Annotated in this window: 13 protein-coding genes; 1 reads left to right on the top strand and 12 read right to left on the bottom strand. The window is 62.2% G+C overall.

Annotated elements, in window-relative coordinates:
- Positions 1-126: 126 nt before the first annotated feature.
- The 12 genes from AB5202_RS04205 to tmk form a co-directional block, all read right to left on the bottom strand.
- Positions 127-1,212, bottom strand: coding sequence for an isocitrate/isopropylmalate dehydrogenase family protein (locus tag AB5202_RS04205; protein WP_368143720.1), 1,086 nt, complete (start codon positions 1,210-1,212; stop codon positions 127-129).
- Between the two features lie 6 nt (positions 1,213-1,218).
- Complete coding sequence (locus AB5202_RS04200; protein ID WP_368143721.1) at positions 1,219-1,917, bottom strand: HEAT repeat domain-containing protein; 699 nt, start codon at positions 1,915-1,917, stop codon at positions 1,219-1,221.
- Between the two features lie 15 nt (positions 1,918-1,932).
- The gene (locus AB5202_RS04195; protein WP_368143723.1) at positions 1,933-2,361 is read right to left on the bottom strand and encodes a hypothetical protein; all 429 of its coding nucleotides are present in this window, start codon (positions 2,359-2,361) and stop codon (positions 1,933-1,935) included.
- A gap of 5 nt (positions 2,362-2,366) precedes the next feature.
- Positions 2,367-3,446, bottom strand: a complete 1,080-nt coding sequence (locus tag AB5202_RS04190) for an NAD(P)-dependent oxidoreductase (protein ID WP_118206489.1) — start codon at positions 3,444-3,446, stop codon at positions 2,367-2,369.
- A gap of 98 nt (positions 3,447-3,544) precedes the next feature.
- The gene (locus tag AB5202_RS04185) at positions 3,545-4,498 is read right to left on the bottom strand and encodes a DegV family protein (protein ID WP_349070441.1); all 954 of its coding nucleotides are present in this window, start codon (positions 4,496-4,498) and stop codon (positions 3,545-3,547) included.
- Between the two features lie 79 nt (positions 4,499-4,577).
- Complete coding sequence (gene hpf / locus AB5202_RS04180) at positions 4,578-5,162, bottom strand: ribosome hibernation-promoting factor, HPF/YfiA family (protein WP_260699507.1); 585 nt, start codon at positions 5,160-5,162, stop codon at positions 4,578-4,580.
- A gap of 317 nt (positions 5,163-5,479) precedes the next feature.
- Positions 5,480-6,505 carry a substrate-binding periplasmic protein gene (locus tag AB5202_RS04175; RefSeq protein WP_368147486.1) on the bottom strand — a complete coding sequence of 342 codons (1,026 nt, stop codon included), beginning with the start codon at positions 6,503-6,505 and terminating at the stop codon, positions 5,480-5,482.
- 732 nt (positions 6,506-7,237) lie between these two features.
- The gene (locus tag AB5202_RS04170) at positions 7,238-8,347 is read right to left on the bottom strand and encodes a hypothetical protein (RefSeq protein WP_368143725.1); all 1,110 of its coding nucleotides are present in this window, start codon (positions 8,345-8,347) and stop codon (positions 7,238-7,240) included.
- Between the two features lie 10 nt (positions 8,348-8,357).
- On the bottom strand, positions 8,358-9,164 hold the full coding sequence (locus tag AB5202_RS04165; RefSeq protein ID WP_368143726.1) for a ComF family protein: 807 nt from the start codon (positions 9,162-9,164) through the stop codon (positions 8,358-8,360).
- A 102-nt stretch (positions 9,165-9,266) separates the two neighbouring features.
- A complete protein-coding gene (locus tag AB5202_RS04160) occupies positions 9,267-10,967 on the bottom strand; it encodes a PSP1 domain-containing protein (protein WP_368143728.1) in 1,701 nt (566 codons plus the stop codon).
- Entirely contained in the window at positions 10,958-12,085 is a 1,128-nt protein-coding gene (locus AB5202_RS04155; RefSeq protein ID WP_368143729.1) for a DNA polymerase III subunit, read from the bottom strand. The genes AB5202_RS04160 and AB5202_RS04155 overlap by 10 nt, the downstream gene beginning before the upstream one ends.
- A 1-nt stretch (position 12,086) precedes the next feature.
- Complete coding sequence (tmk, locus tag AB5202_RS04150) at positions 12,087-12,770, bottom strand: dTMP kinase (RefSeq protein ID WP_368143731.1); 684 nt, start codon at positions 12,768-12,770, stop codon at positions 12,087-12,089.
- Positions 12,771-13,011: 241 nt separating this feature from the next.
- On the opposite strand from tmk, the gene AB5202_RS04145 reads away from it, so the two are divergent.
- Entirely contained in the window at positions 13,012-14,004 is a 993-nt protein-coding gene (locus AB5202_RS04145) for a zinc-ribbon domain-containing protein (RefSeq protein WP_368143732.1), read from the top strand.
- Positions 14,005-14,201: the final 197 nt, after the last annotated feature.

Here is a 14,201-nt window from a genome sequence, read left to right as displayed (position 1 = left end):
ATCAGTTACTCCTTGTTAGGAAACATAGTCCCCAATAGAATACGCCCGGCAGAGCGCCGGGCGTATTGATTCTCAGGTTATACGCAAACACTTAAGTACTATTTAGGCGTTTGCAGCGTGCATGTCTTAGGCCAGGTGCTCAATAACGGCATCGGCAAAGGCCTGCGTACCCACCGCACCCTCAACGGAACCGGTCTGGGCACGACGTACGTCGCCGGTAACCTGCTTGCCCTCGTCGAGCGTGGCGGACACGGCGGCGCGGATGCGATTGGCCGCATCGTTCTCGCCCAGATGATCGAGCATCATAGCCGCAGACAGAATCTCGGCCGTGGGGTTGGCGATATCCTGGCCCGCGATATCGGGCGCGGAGCCGTGCGTTGCCTCAAAGATTGCGCAGTCGGCACCGATGTTGGAGCCGGGGGCCATCCCTAAGCCGCCCACCAGGCCGGCGCACAGGTCGCTGACGATATCGCCGTACAAGTTGGGCAGCACCAGGACATCGAAGTCATTGGGGTTCTGGACCAGACCCATGCAGGTGGCGTCGACAATCTTGTCGTTGAACTCGATATCGGGATAGCTGGCGGCCACCTCGCGCGCCACGCGCAGGAACAGGCCGTCGGTCGCCTTCATGATGTTGGCCTTGTGCACGGCCGTCACCTTTTTGCGGCCGCAGCGGCGGGCATACTCAAAGGCATACTCCACAATGCGGCGGCTCTTGGCGATAGAGATCGGCTTGATCGAGATCGCGGAATCGGTGGCGAAGGTCTTTTGGCCCGAACGCTCGACGAGCTGCGAGAGCTCCTCGACTTCGGCAGCGCCCTCATCGAACTCGATGCCGGCGTAGAGGTCCTCGGTGTTCTCGCGCACGATAACCAGGTCGACGTCGCGGAAACGAGAGCCGTCGCCCGGCTGCGACAGGCAAGGGCGCACGCAGGCGTACAGGTCGAAGTGTTTGCGCAGGGCCACATTGACGCTGCGGAAGCCCGTGCCGACCGGCGTGGTGATGGGGCCCTTGATGGCAACCTTGGTCTCGGCGACCGCATCGAGCACATGCTGGGGCAGCGGCGTGCCAAACTCGTCCATGACGCCGGCACCGGCCTCCTGGACGTTCCAGTTGATCTGGACACCGGTGGCCTCGACCACGCGGCGCATGGCCTGCGTAATCTCGGGACCGATACCGTCACCGGGAATCAGGACTACATCGTGCGCCATAATCTGTTACTCCTCGTCTTCGGCGGCCTCAGATTTTTTAACGCTAGCACGCTTCTTCTTTTTGGAGAGATCCAGGCCAAAACGTTTAACAAGCATTTCGCAAATCTCGCTCGAACGGGCCTTGAGATAGCTGCCCTTGCCGTTCTCGGCGTCGAACTTAAGGCGCAGCGCGAGCTTCTCGGCGACCTCGGCGTCAATCTCACCCTGGCCAAACTCGTACAGGCAACCGAGCATATCGCGATACTCGAGGTCGCCGTGGTAGCACTGGATGGCCTCGTCCAGGATGGGCCAAGCCTCGCGCGAACGCTCGACACTTGTGGCGCCCCACACGCACAGCAGGCGGAAGGCGGCATAGCGCAGCGTGGAGGAAATCTCGTCGAACAGCGCGGTCTCGGCGCCCTCAAAGGCATCGCCCAGCTGCTCGGGGCAGGTGATGGCGAGCGCCGTCAGGGCATCGAGGGCCTCCCAGCGGGTCTGCGCCTCGGGGCGGTCGAGCGCCTCGATCAGCGCGGGCACGCAGGGCACGACGCGCTGCGGGTCACGCTCGGCCAGCAGATGCAGCACGCGGGCGGCAAACTGGCGGATGCGGCGCGTGGGGCAGCCGAGCTCCTTGACCAGACGGTCGACGGCGTTCTCGTTCTCCTCTGCCAGCTGAAGCTGTGCCAGCTCCTCGTCGGTGAGCTGTTCGTCTTTGTTTTCTGCCATAGTTACCTCTTCTTTTTATTTCTTGGCGTGCTTGCCAGCATCCTTGCTGTCATCGGTGACCGAGATGAGCTGTCGGTCGGCAGCGCCATTGTGGCGTGTGCGGCGGCGGTCCTCGGCGTCGCCCGCATCGGCGGCGGCGCGATGGGCCTTGTTGACATTAAAGACCTCGTCGTGCTTGCGCCACGGGCCGACAGACTCGCCAAAACTCATCTTAAGACCGGCGATAAAGCCGCCGAGCCAGCCGATCGGCGCAAACTGCACCAGCGGGAACAGCGAGAACACCCAGGTCAGCAGGACGACTGCCGCCGCTCCCGCAAAGTTGGCAATCCAGTAGTCGCGCTTGGTGATGACGCGCTTTTCGCACGCCCACTGACCGCACAAAAAGCCAATGTAGATCGCAAAGAGAAAGAGCACCAGCGCAAGCACCACGAACGTCCAGCTCATGGGCGCTACTCCCCGTGATGGTGGCCGCAGCAGCACTCGTGGCCGTCGTCATGGCCGTGGCCTCCGCAGCACTCGTGGTCCTCGCCGTGGTGGTGACCGCAACCGCACTCATGGTCGTCGCCGTGCTCGCCGCAACCGCAGCCGTCCTCGTGAGCGCCATGCTCCTCAGGACGATACTGCGACCAGTCCAGACCGGCGGCGATGGCGTCGGCCTCCTCCTTGTAGAGGACTGTGATGGCCTGGGTGCCCAGCTTGGCACCACCGATGGCGTCGAGCATGTCGTAGAGCGTAAAGGCCACGTCGGCGCCGGGCAGCGCAAGCTCGCGATCGTCGGCATAGGCGAGCGCCAAGCGCAGGTCCTTAATGAAGTGCTCGACCATAAAGCCGGGCTTGTAGTCGCCGTCGAGCGCCTTGGGAGCCAGGCTCTCCATGGCGCCGGACTTGCCGGTACCGCCCAGGATCATCTGGCGGGTCTTCTCCAGGTCAAGGCCGCTCAGCTCGGCAAATGCCATGGCGTCTGCCATGCCGACCATGCAGGCGCCCAGCGACACCTGGTTGGCGAGCTTGGCAGCCTGGCCCTTGCCGGCGCCGTCGAAGCAGCAGATGTTGGCCGCGAAGGTGGCAAGGATGTCGCGGACCGGCGCGATGTCATTCTCGGTGGCGCCCACGATAGCAGTGAGCGTGCCGGCGATAGCACCCGACTCGCCGCCGGTGACGGGGCAGTCAAACGCCATGCGGCCGGAAACCTGGGCGGCCTCGGCAATGTCGCGCGCCAGCTCGGGCGAGCTCGTGGTAAGGTCGATCAGGACCGCGCCGGGCTTAGTGCACGCGAGCAGACCGTCGCCCGCCAGGTAGAGCTCCTCGACCTCGGAGGGATAACCCACCATGGTAAAGACGACATCGGCGTTAGCCACGGCATCGGCCGGCGTATCGGCCCAGGCGGCACCGCGCTCGATAAGCGCTGCGGCCTTGGACTTGGTGCGGTTGTTGACCGTGACGGGATAGCCGGCATCCAGGATGTGGCCGGCGATGGGGGCACCCATGATTCCGGTGCCGATAAATGCGACAGAGAGTTTATTTGCCATGAAACCTTTCCTTTTGGGTTGGGTGTTATTACCAGGTTGAATACTCGGTGCCAGCGTTTGGGCTGTGAGTTGGGATCGATTACGGCCGCGTTACTTGCCTACTGACCGCGCACGCGGCGGGCGATGCGGTCGGAAAGCGACGCCTTGTCGGCGCGGTTCTTGCCCCAAAACGCGCAGGCCACCATGCCGGGGCCCACGTGCGAGCCGATGGTGGGGCCCACGGAGCTGCGAATGATCGTGACGTCGGCGCAGCCCTCCTCCTTACGGATGGCGGCTTCGAGCCAGTCGCCGTCCTTCTCGGCATCGGCCGTCATGATGGCGATGGGCATGGTGCGGTCGGGCACGTAGTTCTCGCGGAACGACTTGAGGATGGACTTGAGCGCCTTCTTGCGGCCGCGGTTGACGCCGATCAGCGACAGCGAGCCGGCCAGGTCGTAGGAAAGCTCGGGCTTGACGTCGAGTTTTGCCGTGAGCTGCGCCGCCGCGGGCGGAATGCGGCCGCCGGCAGCCAGCGCGTCGAAGCTCTCGAGCGTAAAGTAGCCGTGGACGTAGGTCTTTGCCTCGTTTGCCCAATCGACCAGCTGCTTGGCGGTCAGTCCCGCCGAACGCTGGCGCACGGCCTCGAGCGCCAAGAGCGCGCCGGTCGCGCAGGGCAGAGCGTTGTCGACCACGTAGAGCTCAAAGTTGGGATACTCGGCGCGCACGGCATCTGCCGCCTGGCACGCGGAGTTGTAGCTCGACGACAGCGCCGAGGTAAAGCACAGGTAGACCGTGGGCGTGCCCTCTTTGGCGCACTCGGTAAAGAACTCGATATAGCGACCGAGCGACACAGCCGAGGTGGACACGCGGGCACCAGCGCGCATGCGGTCATAGAACTCCTTGGGCGTGATGCTCGACCAGATGTCGTCCGTGCGCTCCTCGCCATCGATAATGAAGGGGAAACCCAGGATATCGACATCGAGGTTCGCGGCGACCTCGGGGCTAAAGTCGCAGCAGGTATCGACGACGATGCGGCAACGGTCCGAATGACCGGTAGATGCGGCCTTGTCCATCAAAGCGACTCCTTACGTAAAAAGGCGGCCACCCGCATGGGATGGCCGCCAACCGTTAACTCATGCAAGTTAACGTATTTTACTCGTCAAGTGTTTCGATACGGGGCTTGATGATGCCATATCCACCATTCTTACGGTGATACACCACATTGATGAGACCGGTCGTCGCGTTCTCGAACACGTAGAAGTCGTGGCCCAGCAGATCGGTCTGCACCAGCGCCTGCTCCTCAGTCATCGGGGTGACGTCGATGACCTTCTCGCGGACGAGCAGGTCGTCCTCCTCCTCGGGCAGCAGCAGGTCGGCCAGATCCTCGACGCGCTCGACCGGCACGACATCCGCGGCGCTGGCACCGCCCTGGCGGTTGTCCACGACCTTGGTCTTGAACTTGCGCAGCTGGCGGGTGACCTTATCGGCGGAGAGGTCGATGGCGGCGTACATATCTGCACCGTGCTCGGCAACGCGAATCACCGAACCGCGGGCACGAACCGTGACCTCGACGATTGCCGGGTTGGGATTCGAGGGGTTCTTCTCATAGCGAAGTACAACGTCGACCGTCATGGGCTCGATATCGAAAACCTTGAGCGCCTCGCCGATCTTCTCATCCACATGCGCACGCAGAGCATCGGTTACCGTCGTCTTGCGTCCAGAAACCTTGATATCCATACGTGGCTCCAATCTGCCTCGGGGACTTACTGTACTGGCTATGTACCCATTGCCGTGCATTTAATCACGCGGATTCCTAAAGACCCGAATAACGATTGCTTGATACCGCATACCGAAGTCTCGCACTTTTCCATGGCAAAGTGCGCTATAGGAGGGAGCCGACAGATTTGTATTTGGTCCCGAAAATTGGCTTTGACCTGCTGGTTTTATAGGGATAAAAAAGCCGGGCTCCCCTATTGGGGGAGCCCGGCAGTGCGTGTTGAAACCGTGAAGAGATGTCCTTTCCAACGTATGGGAGACACCACCCCTAGTAATAACTAGCTATTGAGTTTGTTAATGTCGTCGTCGGTGATGGTGCCTTCCTGGCTGGACGATTTGTCCTCGGAGGATGCGGTCTCATTGTTGGAATCGGAGGATTCATCGCCGGAGGACATGGTCTCACCGGACTCAGAGTCGCCCGACTGCACGTTAACGCCCGAAACCGTCTTAGTGGCGAGGTCGTAGGGCATTGTGCCATACCAGACAGAGTGGACCGCCTCGAGCGTGCCGTCGGCCGTAATACCGTCGAGGGCATCGCTCACGGCACGGCACAGTTCGTCATTGGACGAGAGGCCCGCAACACCAAGCGTCGAGGGCGCCTCGAGCGCACCGACATAGGAGACCTCGCTCATCAGGCGTGCAAGGTAGCCGCCGGCCGTGGAGTCGCAGATCACATAGTCGACCTCGCCGGACTCGAGCGCCTCAAAGCACTCGTTGATGTTGGAGTAGGTCTTTTGGTTGGCGGTGATGCTCTGCTTAGCAAGCGCCTCCTGCGAGGCCGAGGACATCTGAACGCCCAGAGTAGACGTGTTAAGGGTATCGGTGGAAACGCTTAGCGACCCACCATCGCAGGTTTTACCGAACACGGAAGCGGCATCGTACAGGCAGGTACCGAGCGAGCTAACGTCCCCGTCCGTGGAGTTGATCTCGCCGATAAAGATATCGGCCTTTTTGTCGCCGAGCGCGGAACCTGCCGAGGACGCATCGACAAAGGCGACCTTAAGGCCCATGCGGCTTGCGAGGGCGCGGGCGGCGTCAACCGCATATCCCGTGAGCTCGCCGTCGGCGCCCTGCATGGCCTGCGGCGCATCGGAAGTATCGAGGGCGACCGTCAGGGTTCCGGGAGTGACCAGGGCATCGTCCGACACCGCCGGCGTGACGGTCTCGTACTCGATCTGGTCGATCGTGGGAGTCGTGAACGTAGACAGCGGGTTGAACGCGCATCCGCTCAGGCCCAAAACGGCGATGACCGCTGCGGTCCCAGCACCTAACCGAGCCGCGTGCATCAAGCTGCCCCTCACCATGTCCACTACCCTGCCTTCTGTGTCGTATACGATCCGTGCGTTGCGCGGAATATCAGGTTGTTCCCACCAGCTGACCTGGTATTTGACCCCACACTTGCGCACCGGGGTGTTTGCTCGGGAGGCCGCAGCCACCTTCACGACTGACCCGCTCGCCCGCGAGGCGGTATTGCCCCAAAGAAAGTAGAACGGACGGTGCGGCTTACATCTAGGACGCGCCATGATCGCGCCGCGCACACGCGGTCGCTTACGTGGATCCCTTTGACCGCGTCTGTCTTGGACTAGGACGGGCATTTCGTCCGTCCGCAACCACAGCCTGGTAGGAACGAAGCGCATTATAGCTAAGTTCAAGCTAAAGTTTAAGGTTAGGGGCGTTATTCGCATCGCGAGTACAGATTTCGCAGGTCGGAGTGGGCTGTTCGTGCCCCTATGAAGCCCGGAGCTCCCCTACGGGGAGCTCCGGGGCGCCCTTCTTAGGGTGCCGTGGCCAAAAAATGGCAAATATGAGTACTGTTACCAATTTAGTAACAGGCATTTTTGGCCTCTCGGACTGATTTTGCGCTCAGTGTCGCCAACCTGATGCTTAGTTATTCTACATTTGGTTATTATCTTCTTACTTTACGCCGCCTCCGAGTCCTAAATACCTTGATTTTGCTGTTACTGATTTAGTGACAGTACTCATATTTGCCATATTTTGGCCAGAGTGTATATCCAACCCCCTGTTTTCAAGCATTGTTAGGCCGGCTTAAGTCCAAAACACGCCCGCAGCATGTTAAGCAACGCCTCTTGCTTCTTCCTGCGGGCATCGACGCGATTCCGGTACCGCTTTCGCATACGCTGGTGCATGCGCCATGCGAGCGCCTCCATTGCCTCCATGTCGCAGAGCATTTCGTTGTTGACCGTCGCGACCTCGATTCCCATAGTAATCAAGCCCGTGTTGCGTTTTTCATCATGGATACGCCCCCTCCGGGATGAATGGCCCAGCTCACCGTTGTATTCCAGGTCAAACCGGGCTGTTTCTTGATACGCATCGCAAACCGCATGCGGCATCCCCGAAATTGCCTGCGCGCGGTCATCGAACTCGATCTTGTAGTCGGTCTTAAAGGGACCGCAGGCAAATCCGCCATAGGAAAATGGAAGCGAAAACAGAGCAAGCATGATGCACTCCATGGGCGAGCGCAGGTTTTCCGAAAGATAGGGACACAAACGCTGCAGCTGCTTGGCCGCACTCCCCTTGCATGCCGCGAGGTAATCTGTCAAGCGTTCGGGCGTCAGCACCGGCTCAACCTCAAAGTAGCCCACATCCGGCGGCTGGTCCTTGTCCTTTGCAAGTTTATTCGTAACAGGCGAGGTGTAGGGAGGCAGATACTTCCCGCGGTCACTCAGCGAAATCTTAGAGCACAGCTCCTGGGCCAGGGCAAATGCCTGGATACAGCCGACCTCGCGGGCGACGACAACACAAAGGGCCTCGGGAGATAGACTGCACACCCCCGGTTCCACCTCTAGAATCGAGCCGGCGGGCAACCCGGAGCATACGGACCAGCCCACGCCAGGCATGCGGCGGCGCTGCGCCGCAGATCCCACCAGCAAGCAAAGATCTTCTTGCACCTCGCCGCTTGCGGCCCCAATCCGCACCAAGTCGGGAAGATAGATGTCCTCGGTCGAGGGCGACGACGTGCGCAGCACACGGCGCTCTTCATCGGAATCGAGGTCCTTCCAGCTTATGTAGCCCATCTGCCGGCGTTCGGCGCGCATCATGCGTAGCGCCGAGGCGCCCGTTAGGATTACGGAAGCCGCTAGCTGTTCGTCTGTCGGCTCGTTGCGCCGCTCAATCTTCACTGCCACAAAACCACCCCTACCAAACGCGTGCGATAGCGAGGCCATCGACCGCTACGGCGCCGGCGCGCTTGAGTTCCGCCGAAGCCGCTGCCATCGTCGCGCCCGTGGTGATAACGTCATCGATAAGCAGCAAGCGGCGGCCGTGCACGTCCTCAACCGTCTCGTACATGCCTTGGGCACGCTCGCGGCGCTCCTCACGACCGAGTTCGCGCTGGTCGCCATGCCCGTACTTGACGAGCGCATCGAGCAGGGGAACACCCGACAGCTCGCAAAATGGGCGCGCAATAGCCTCCATATGATCAAAACCACGCCGCCGAAACGCTGCCGCCGTCGCAGGCACAAACACCACCGCATCCGCACCGGACAGCACACCTCCGTAGCGATCGGGCGCTACGACCTGGGCATGCAGGGCGGTGTCGTAGAGCAGCTCCGCCAGATACGGAGCCAGACGTCGCTCGCCCGCATCCTTGTACGCTTTAATGATGCGCGGCAGCGGATGCGCATAGACGGCGCACGCCAGGCAGCGGTCGAGCGCCTCCGCCATTGCCGAGGACGTGCCCTCGACCGAACACTCAGTGCACAGCAAATCCCCAAACGGGGCGCCACATCGGGTGCAGCTATGACGTGGGTCGATGAGCGTGAGCGCGGCCAGGCAGTCTTGGCAAATAAGCGCACCGGCGCGCTCGCAGCCGGTACATCGTGTTGGCGACAATGCCTCGAGCGCCTCGTACGTCGCGCGCTCGGCAAACGGTAGCAATTCGTCCGCAAACGGTAGGGCACCGGCACTCTGCAGACGGCTCAATATGTTCAGATGGCTCTTCAAGACACAACCCTCCCTACGTTCGGTCGCAGGGAGGGTTGTTGATTCGGCGCTATGATACCCCGATGCGCTCGGGGCAAGGCGGGCTAAATCCGCTCGCGGGTGTTATTCGCCGGCGGGCGGTTGTGGTGCGGACGAAGACGGGGTCGAGCCCTCGTCACCATCCTGGCGCGGCTTGCGGGAACGGCGACGGCGACGGCGCTTTTGACCCTGGTCGGCCGAGCCCTCGCCACCGCGATCCTCGCGCGGCTCGCGCTCGTCACGAGCGGCGCCACGCGAAGCCTTGGCAGCCGCTCCCCCGCCATCTCCGGGACGACGGCGCGTGACCTTGACCTCGCCATCCGAGACCTGATCGGCCACGGAGGGCACTGAGGGCTTCTGTTGCGCGCCCGAGGAATGGCGACGGCGCGGACGCGGCGCGCGTTCCTCCTCGCCACGCGACTTGCCGCCCTTGTCGGCAGACGCATCGGAGGCCGAGGGGCCCTTGGAAGCGGCACCAGCCTCGCGAGCAGCTGCGGCGCGGAAGGCGTCCTCGCGCTCCTCGCTCGACAGATGACGGCGGCGGCGACGTGTGGGGTTCATGCCACCGCCGCGGTTCTGCTGCTGGGGCTGCTGGACCTCGCGCTCGCGAGAGGCGTTCTTGCCCGCGGCTGCAGCCTCGGTAGCATCGCCCGAGCCCGCGCGCTTGCGGCGGCGACGGGCACCGGCGGCCTCCTCGGCCTCGGGTGCCTCGGCCTTGCCGCGGCCCTTTCCGCGGCCATGGCCCTCGCCCTGACCCTGACCGGCGCGAGCATCGGATTCAGCATCGCGACGACGGCGCTTGGGCATCGACGTGCCGGCCAGACGGTCGGCACTCGACAGGCCATCGCCCACGTCGACGCCGTTCTCGCGATCGAGCTCCATGAGCGCCAGGCGCATCTCGGGCGACTCAATGCGCTCGAGCACGTCGCGCGTCACGCAGTCGGGGCGGCAGTTGCAGCCCTGCTCGGCGGCCTTCTTTTTGCAACCCTCCGAGCACGTCATATCGGCCAGGTTGACCTTAAAGACTTTGCCGTTCTCCAGGCGCAGCACCAGCTGCTCACGCGGCGTGTCATACTCCTGGATACGCGCCTTACCGAGCGGCGTATCGATGAGCGTCTTCTTTTTGGGCGCACGGCTCTTAAAGTCCTTGTACGCCTCGAACTCATAACGCAGGCAGCACATCAGGCGGCCGCACACGCCGCTGATCTTGGACGAGTTGAGCGGCAGGTCCTGCTCTTTTGCCATGCGGATCGAGACGGGCTCAAACTGTCCGCCAAAGCGCGTGCAGCAGAGCTCCTGTCCGCACTGGGCATAGCCGCCCACCAGGCGGGTCTCGTCGCGCACGCCGATCTGGCGCATGTCGACGCGAATGTGCAGCGTCGAGGACAGATCCTTGACGAGCTGGCGAAAATCGACGCGCTCCTCGGCCGCAAAGTAGAACACGGCCTTCTCGCCGCCAAACAGGTACTCGACGCCGACCGGCTTCATCTCGAGGTCGAGTTCCTTGACCAGGCGGCGGAAGTCGACCATGGCCTCGTCACCCTGGATAGCCAGGTCGTCGGCAAGCTGCAGGTCGATGTCGCTCGCTACGCGCAACACGGGCTTGAGCGGCTGACCGATTTCGTCGAGCGGCACCTCGAAGGGATCGGCCGTGACCAGGCCGATCTCGGTTCCGCGCTCGGTGGAGCAGATAGCATAATCGGCCTCGAGGATATCCAGATCCTGCGGGTCGAACCACAGGTCGCGCGAGGCGTAGGTAAACTTAACGGGTACGACTAACGGCATTTCAGTGCCTTCCTGATATCGAACAGCATGACCTCGATGGCCAGCTGGGGAGTAACGTTTCTGGCGATGTTGCGCTCGGCGGTTGCGACCGCCTCGAGCGCCTGGGTGGCACCCGCAACATTGGTCGCGGCGGCAAGCCGACCGATCGTGTCGCGCACATCCTCGTTCACGACGTCGGCCGCCTCATCCTGAAGCGTCAGCAGCACGTCGCGCATGAGCGTCCGCGCGCTCGCCAGCGCTTCCATGATACCCGAACGCTCGCGCGCGTTGAGTTCGCGCTTATTGCGGTCCTCAAGCTGCTTCAATGCTCCACGCGACAGGTAGTCGGCATTTTGCTCGAGCACTTTTTCCTGCGTGGACTTAACCTCGGCCAACGGCGCCTTGACGGCGACGATGAGCGCCTTGGCGCGGCCGAGCACGTCGGCCTCGTCGGCGGCAATGAGTGAGTCGATGGCACGGACCATCTGACGGCGGGCGTCCTGGCGCTCGGCACTCTTAAGGAACTCGATACCGCGCGTGGGGCTGCCCGCCACGGCGACGGCCATGCGACAACGCGCGATATCCTGACCGGTGGCGCGGCTCACGGCCTGCGCGGCCACGGTGGGCGACACCAGCCGAAACGGCACACACTGGCAGCGGCTCACGATGGTGGGCAGCATCACGTCTGCCGAGGTGCCCAGCAGGATGAACATGACGCCCTCGGGCGGTTCCTCGAGCGTTTTGAGCAATGCGTTGGCGGTGTTGGCGCGCAGCTGCTCGGCACGGTCAATGATGTAGACCTTGGCCTTGGCACGGATGGGCGCCAGGGGCACGTCGTCGAGTAGCTCGCGCGTCTGGGCGATGAGGTAACCCGTAGCACTTTCGGGCGTGTAATAGTGCACGTCGGGGTGCGTATGGCGCGCGACGCGCACGCAGCTGTCGCACGATCCGCAGCCGTCCTGCTCGCACAGGAATGCCTGGGCGAGCGCCCATGCGGCATCGAGCTTGCCGGCACCAGGCGCTCCCAAGAACAGATAGGCGTGCGATGCACGACCGCTGGCGACGGCGTTGGTCAAAAAGTCGCGCACACGCTCTTGGGTATCGAGCTTGGCGAGCAAGCTTGTCTGCGCGGGGGCCATGTTACTCGGCCTCCTGGGCAAGCGCGGCGGCGACGGCATCCTGCGGGATATCGAGGCCGTACGCGCGAACCTGCTCGACCGTCTGCGCGAAGACGTCCTCGATCGGCGCAGTGGCGTCGATGAGCTTTACGCGAGCGGGCTCCTCGGCAGCGATAGCGCAAAATCCCTGGTAGACGCGCTCTTGGAAGGCTATGCCCTTTGCCTCCATGCGGTCGGCCGCGCCACGGGCCGCCATGCGCAGCGCCGCCTGCTCGGGCGTGATGTGGTAGACGAGCGTGAGCGCCGGGTGCGTACCCGCAACGGCCAGGTTGTTGGCGTCGCGCACCATCTGGCGATCGAGGCCGTCGGCAAACGCCTGATAGCAAGTTGTGGAATCGTAGAAGCGGTCGCACAGGACCACCTTGCCGGCAGCAAGGGCAGGCGCGATGACCTCGTGCACCAACTGGGCGCGCGCGGCCTCGTAGAGCAACAACTCGCAGGTGTCGCCCATCGCCGTATTGGCGGGGTCGAGCAGCAGAGCACGGATCTTTTCGCTGATGGCGGTACCGCCCGGCTCGCGCAGGGTCACAACCTGGTAGCCGGCAAGGTCGAGCGCACGGGCAAGCAGGCGCGCCTGCGTAGATTTACCGGCGCCATCGACACCCTCGAGCGTAATGAAGCTATGTTGAGCGGGCTCAAAAGCCATGGGCGCAGCCCCTTCCTACAAGGCGCGTAAATGCAGATATATATCAACCAAGCCATGATACCCCAGTGCTCGGTGCGTCCCCAATGGCTAAAGGTGCCTTTCCAAAGTTGCGGTGAAATAGGGACTGATTGAAGCTCTTAGACCGCCAAACAGTCCCTATTTCACCGCAACTTATGATGGGGAATTTTGGACGCTGGGTATAATCGTCGTATTGCATTGAAATGTGGCGAAAGGAGTGGCAATGTCTCGGTATTGCGCCTCGTGCGGCAAGCTTCTTGCAGATGATGCCAAGTTCTGCACCTCGTGCGGTGCACCCGTTGAGCAAACAACCGCGAGCGATAGCCAGCCCGCTTTTGAGCAGACCGGTTCCCTCGATACGCCGCAAGCCAAGGCGGACGACCCCCTCGCCTATCGCCCCGACCCCGCCGCAGGCCCCGCGACCGTCGAGACCACGCAGCGCATACCCGTCTCGAGCGGCTCGCCCCAACAACAGCCGGCTCCCGCATACGCGCCCGCTTCGCCACAGACCCCCGCTCCCAAAAAGAGCGGCACCGGGCCGCTTATCGCCGTTATCGTTGTGCTGGTGGCGATTATCATCGCCCTGGTCATCTTCTTTGTAATCAGACCGTTCGACAACGCCGCCACGCAGACGACTGCCGAGGTAGCTAAGCTACACCATGACGTCGACGACGATGACCTAAAGCCTCTCGGCGATCCCAACAGCCTGTACGACGATGATGACGATGATGACGATGACGACGAGGATGGCGGCGAAGCAACGCTCTCCGAGCAGAACCTCTACCGCCGACTGAGCGAATACTACGACTTGCTCGAAGACCTCGACAACTACGTCCGTGGCTGCGCGCAGAACTTCAACGGCAGCTATCTGGAAGAGGATCGAACCACCCGTCAAAATCTCGCCGACGTCGCCGAGCGCACGGAGGACACCATCGAGCAGTATTACGACATCGTCGAGGACCTAGACGTCCCGACGAGCTCCAAGAACTACAGCTCCTGGAAGGACATCATCGCCCTGTACGACGACCTGGATCACCGCATTGACGCAATCTGTGATGCCTGGGAGATCAGCCTGAAATACGACAAGCCTGCGGACCACAAGAATGAGATTGTGGCGCCGCTGTCGCGCGACAACGTGGCGGGCACCAATGACAATAAGTACCGCCTAGACTTTGAGGAGCTCTATCCCGGCGCCAAACCCGTCGAAGTGAGCTAGCGCTTTGTCGTTCCCGAGCCGGCAGTTAGGGACGTTCCTAAACTGCCGGCAGAAAAGGAACGTCCCTAACTGCCGGTCAAAAAAAACGAGCGAGGATTTTGAGGTCCTCGCTCGTTTTTGTTTGGCTCTGTTAGACCAGGATTGACATTCCGCCCCGTCATCTTCTTGCGATTGCACAATGGTCGCCCTCTTGTCGG

The sequence above is a fragment of the Collinsella aerofaciens genome (assembly GCF_040915545.1).
Lineage (GTDB): Bacteria > Actinomycetota > Coriobacteriia > Coriobacteriales > Coriobacteriaceae > Collinsella > Collinsella aerofaciens_BE.
The sequence above is the reverse complement of the archived record's forward strand: the minus strand, read 5'-3'. Positions and strand labels throughout refer to the sequence as shown.

Coding starts and splice junctions, on each gene's coding strand:
- AB5202_RS04205 (WP_368143720.1), bottom strand. CDS start 1,212: ATGGCGCACGATGTAGTCCTGATTCCCGGTGACGGTATCGGTCCCGAG.
- AB5202_RS04200 (WP_368143721.1), bottom strand. CDS start 1,917: ATGGCAGAAAACAAAGACGAACAGCTCACCGACGAGGAGCTGGCACAG.
- AB5202_RS04195 (WP_368143723.1), bottom strand. CDS start 2,361: ATGAGCTGGACGTTCGTGGTGCTTGCGCTGGTGCTCTTTCTCTTTGCG.
- AB5202_RS04190 (WP_118206489.1), bottom strand. CDS start 3,446: ATGGCAAATAAACTCTCTGTCGCATTTATCGGCACCGGAATCATGGGT.
- AB5202_RS04185 (WP_349070441.1), bottom strand. CDS start 4,498: ATGGACAAGGCCGCATCTACCGGTCATTCGGACCGTTGCCGCATCGTC.
- hpf (WP_260699507.1), bottom strand. CDS start 5,162: ATGGATATCAAGGTTTCTGGACGCAAGACGACGGTAACCGATGCTCTG.
- AB5202_RS04175 (WP_368147486.1), bottom strand. CDS start 6,505: ATGGTGAGGGGCAGCTTGATGCACGCGGCTCGGTTAGGTGCTGGGACC.
- AB5202_RS04160 (WP_368143728.1), bottom strand. CDS start 10,967: ATGCCGTTAGTCGTACCCGTTAAGTTTACCTACGCCTCGCGCGACCTG.
- AB5202_RS04155 (WP_368143729.1), bottom strand. CDS start 12,085: ATGGCCCCCGCGCAGACAAGCTTGCTCGCCAAGCTCGATACCCAAGAG.
- tmk (WP_368143731.1), bottom strand. CDS start 12,770: ATGGCTTTTGAGCCCGCTCAACATAGCTTCATTACGCTCGAGGGTGTC.
- AB5202_RS04145 (WP_368143732.1), top strand. CDS start 13,012: ATGTCTCGGTATTGCGCCTCGTGCGGCAAGCTTCTTGCAGATGATGCC.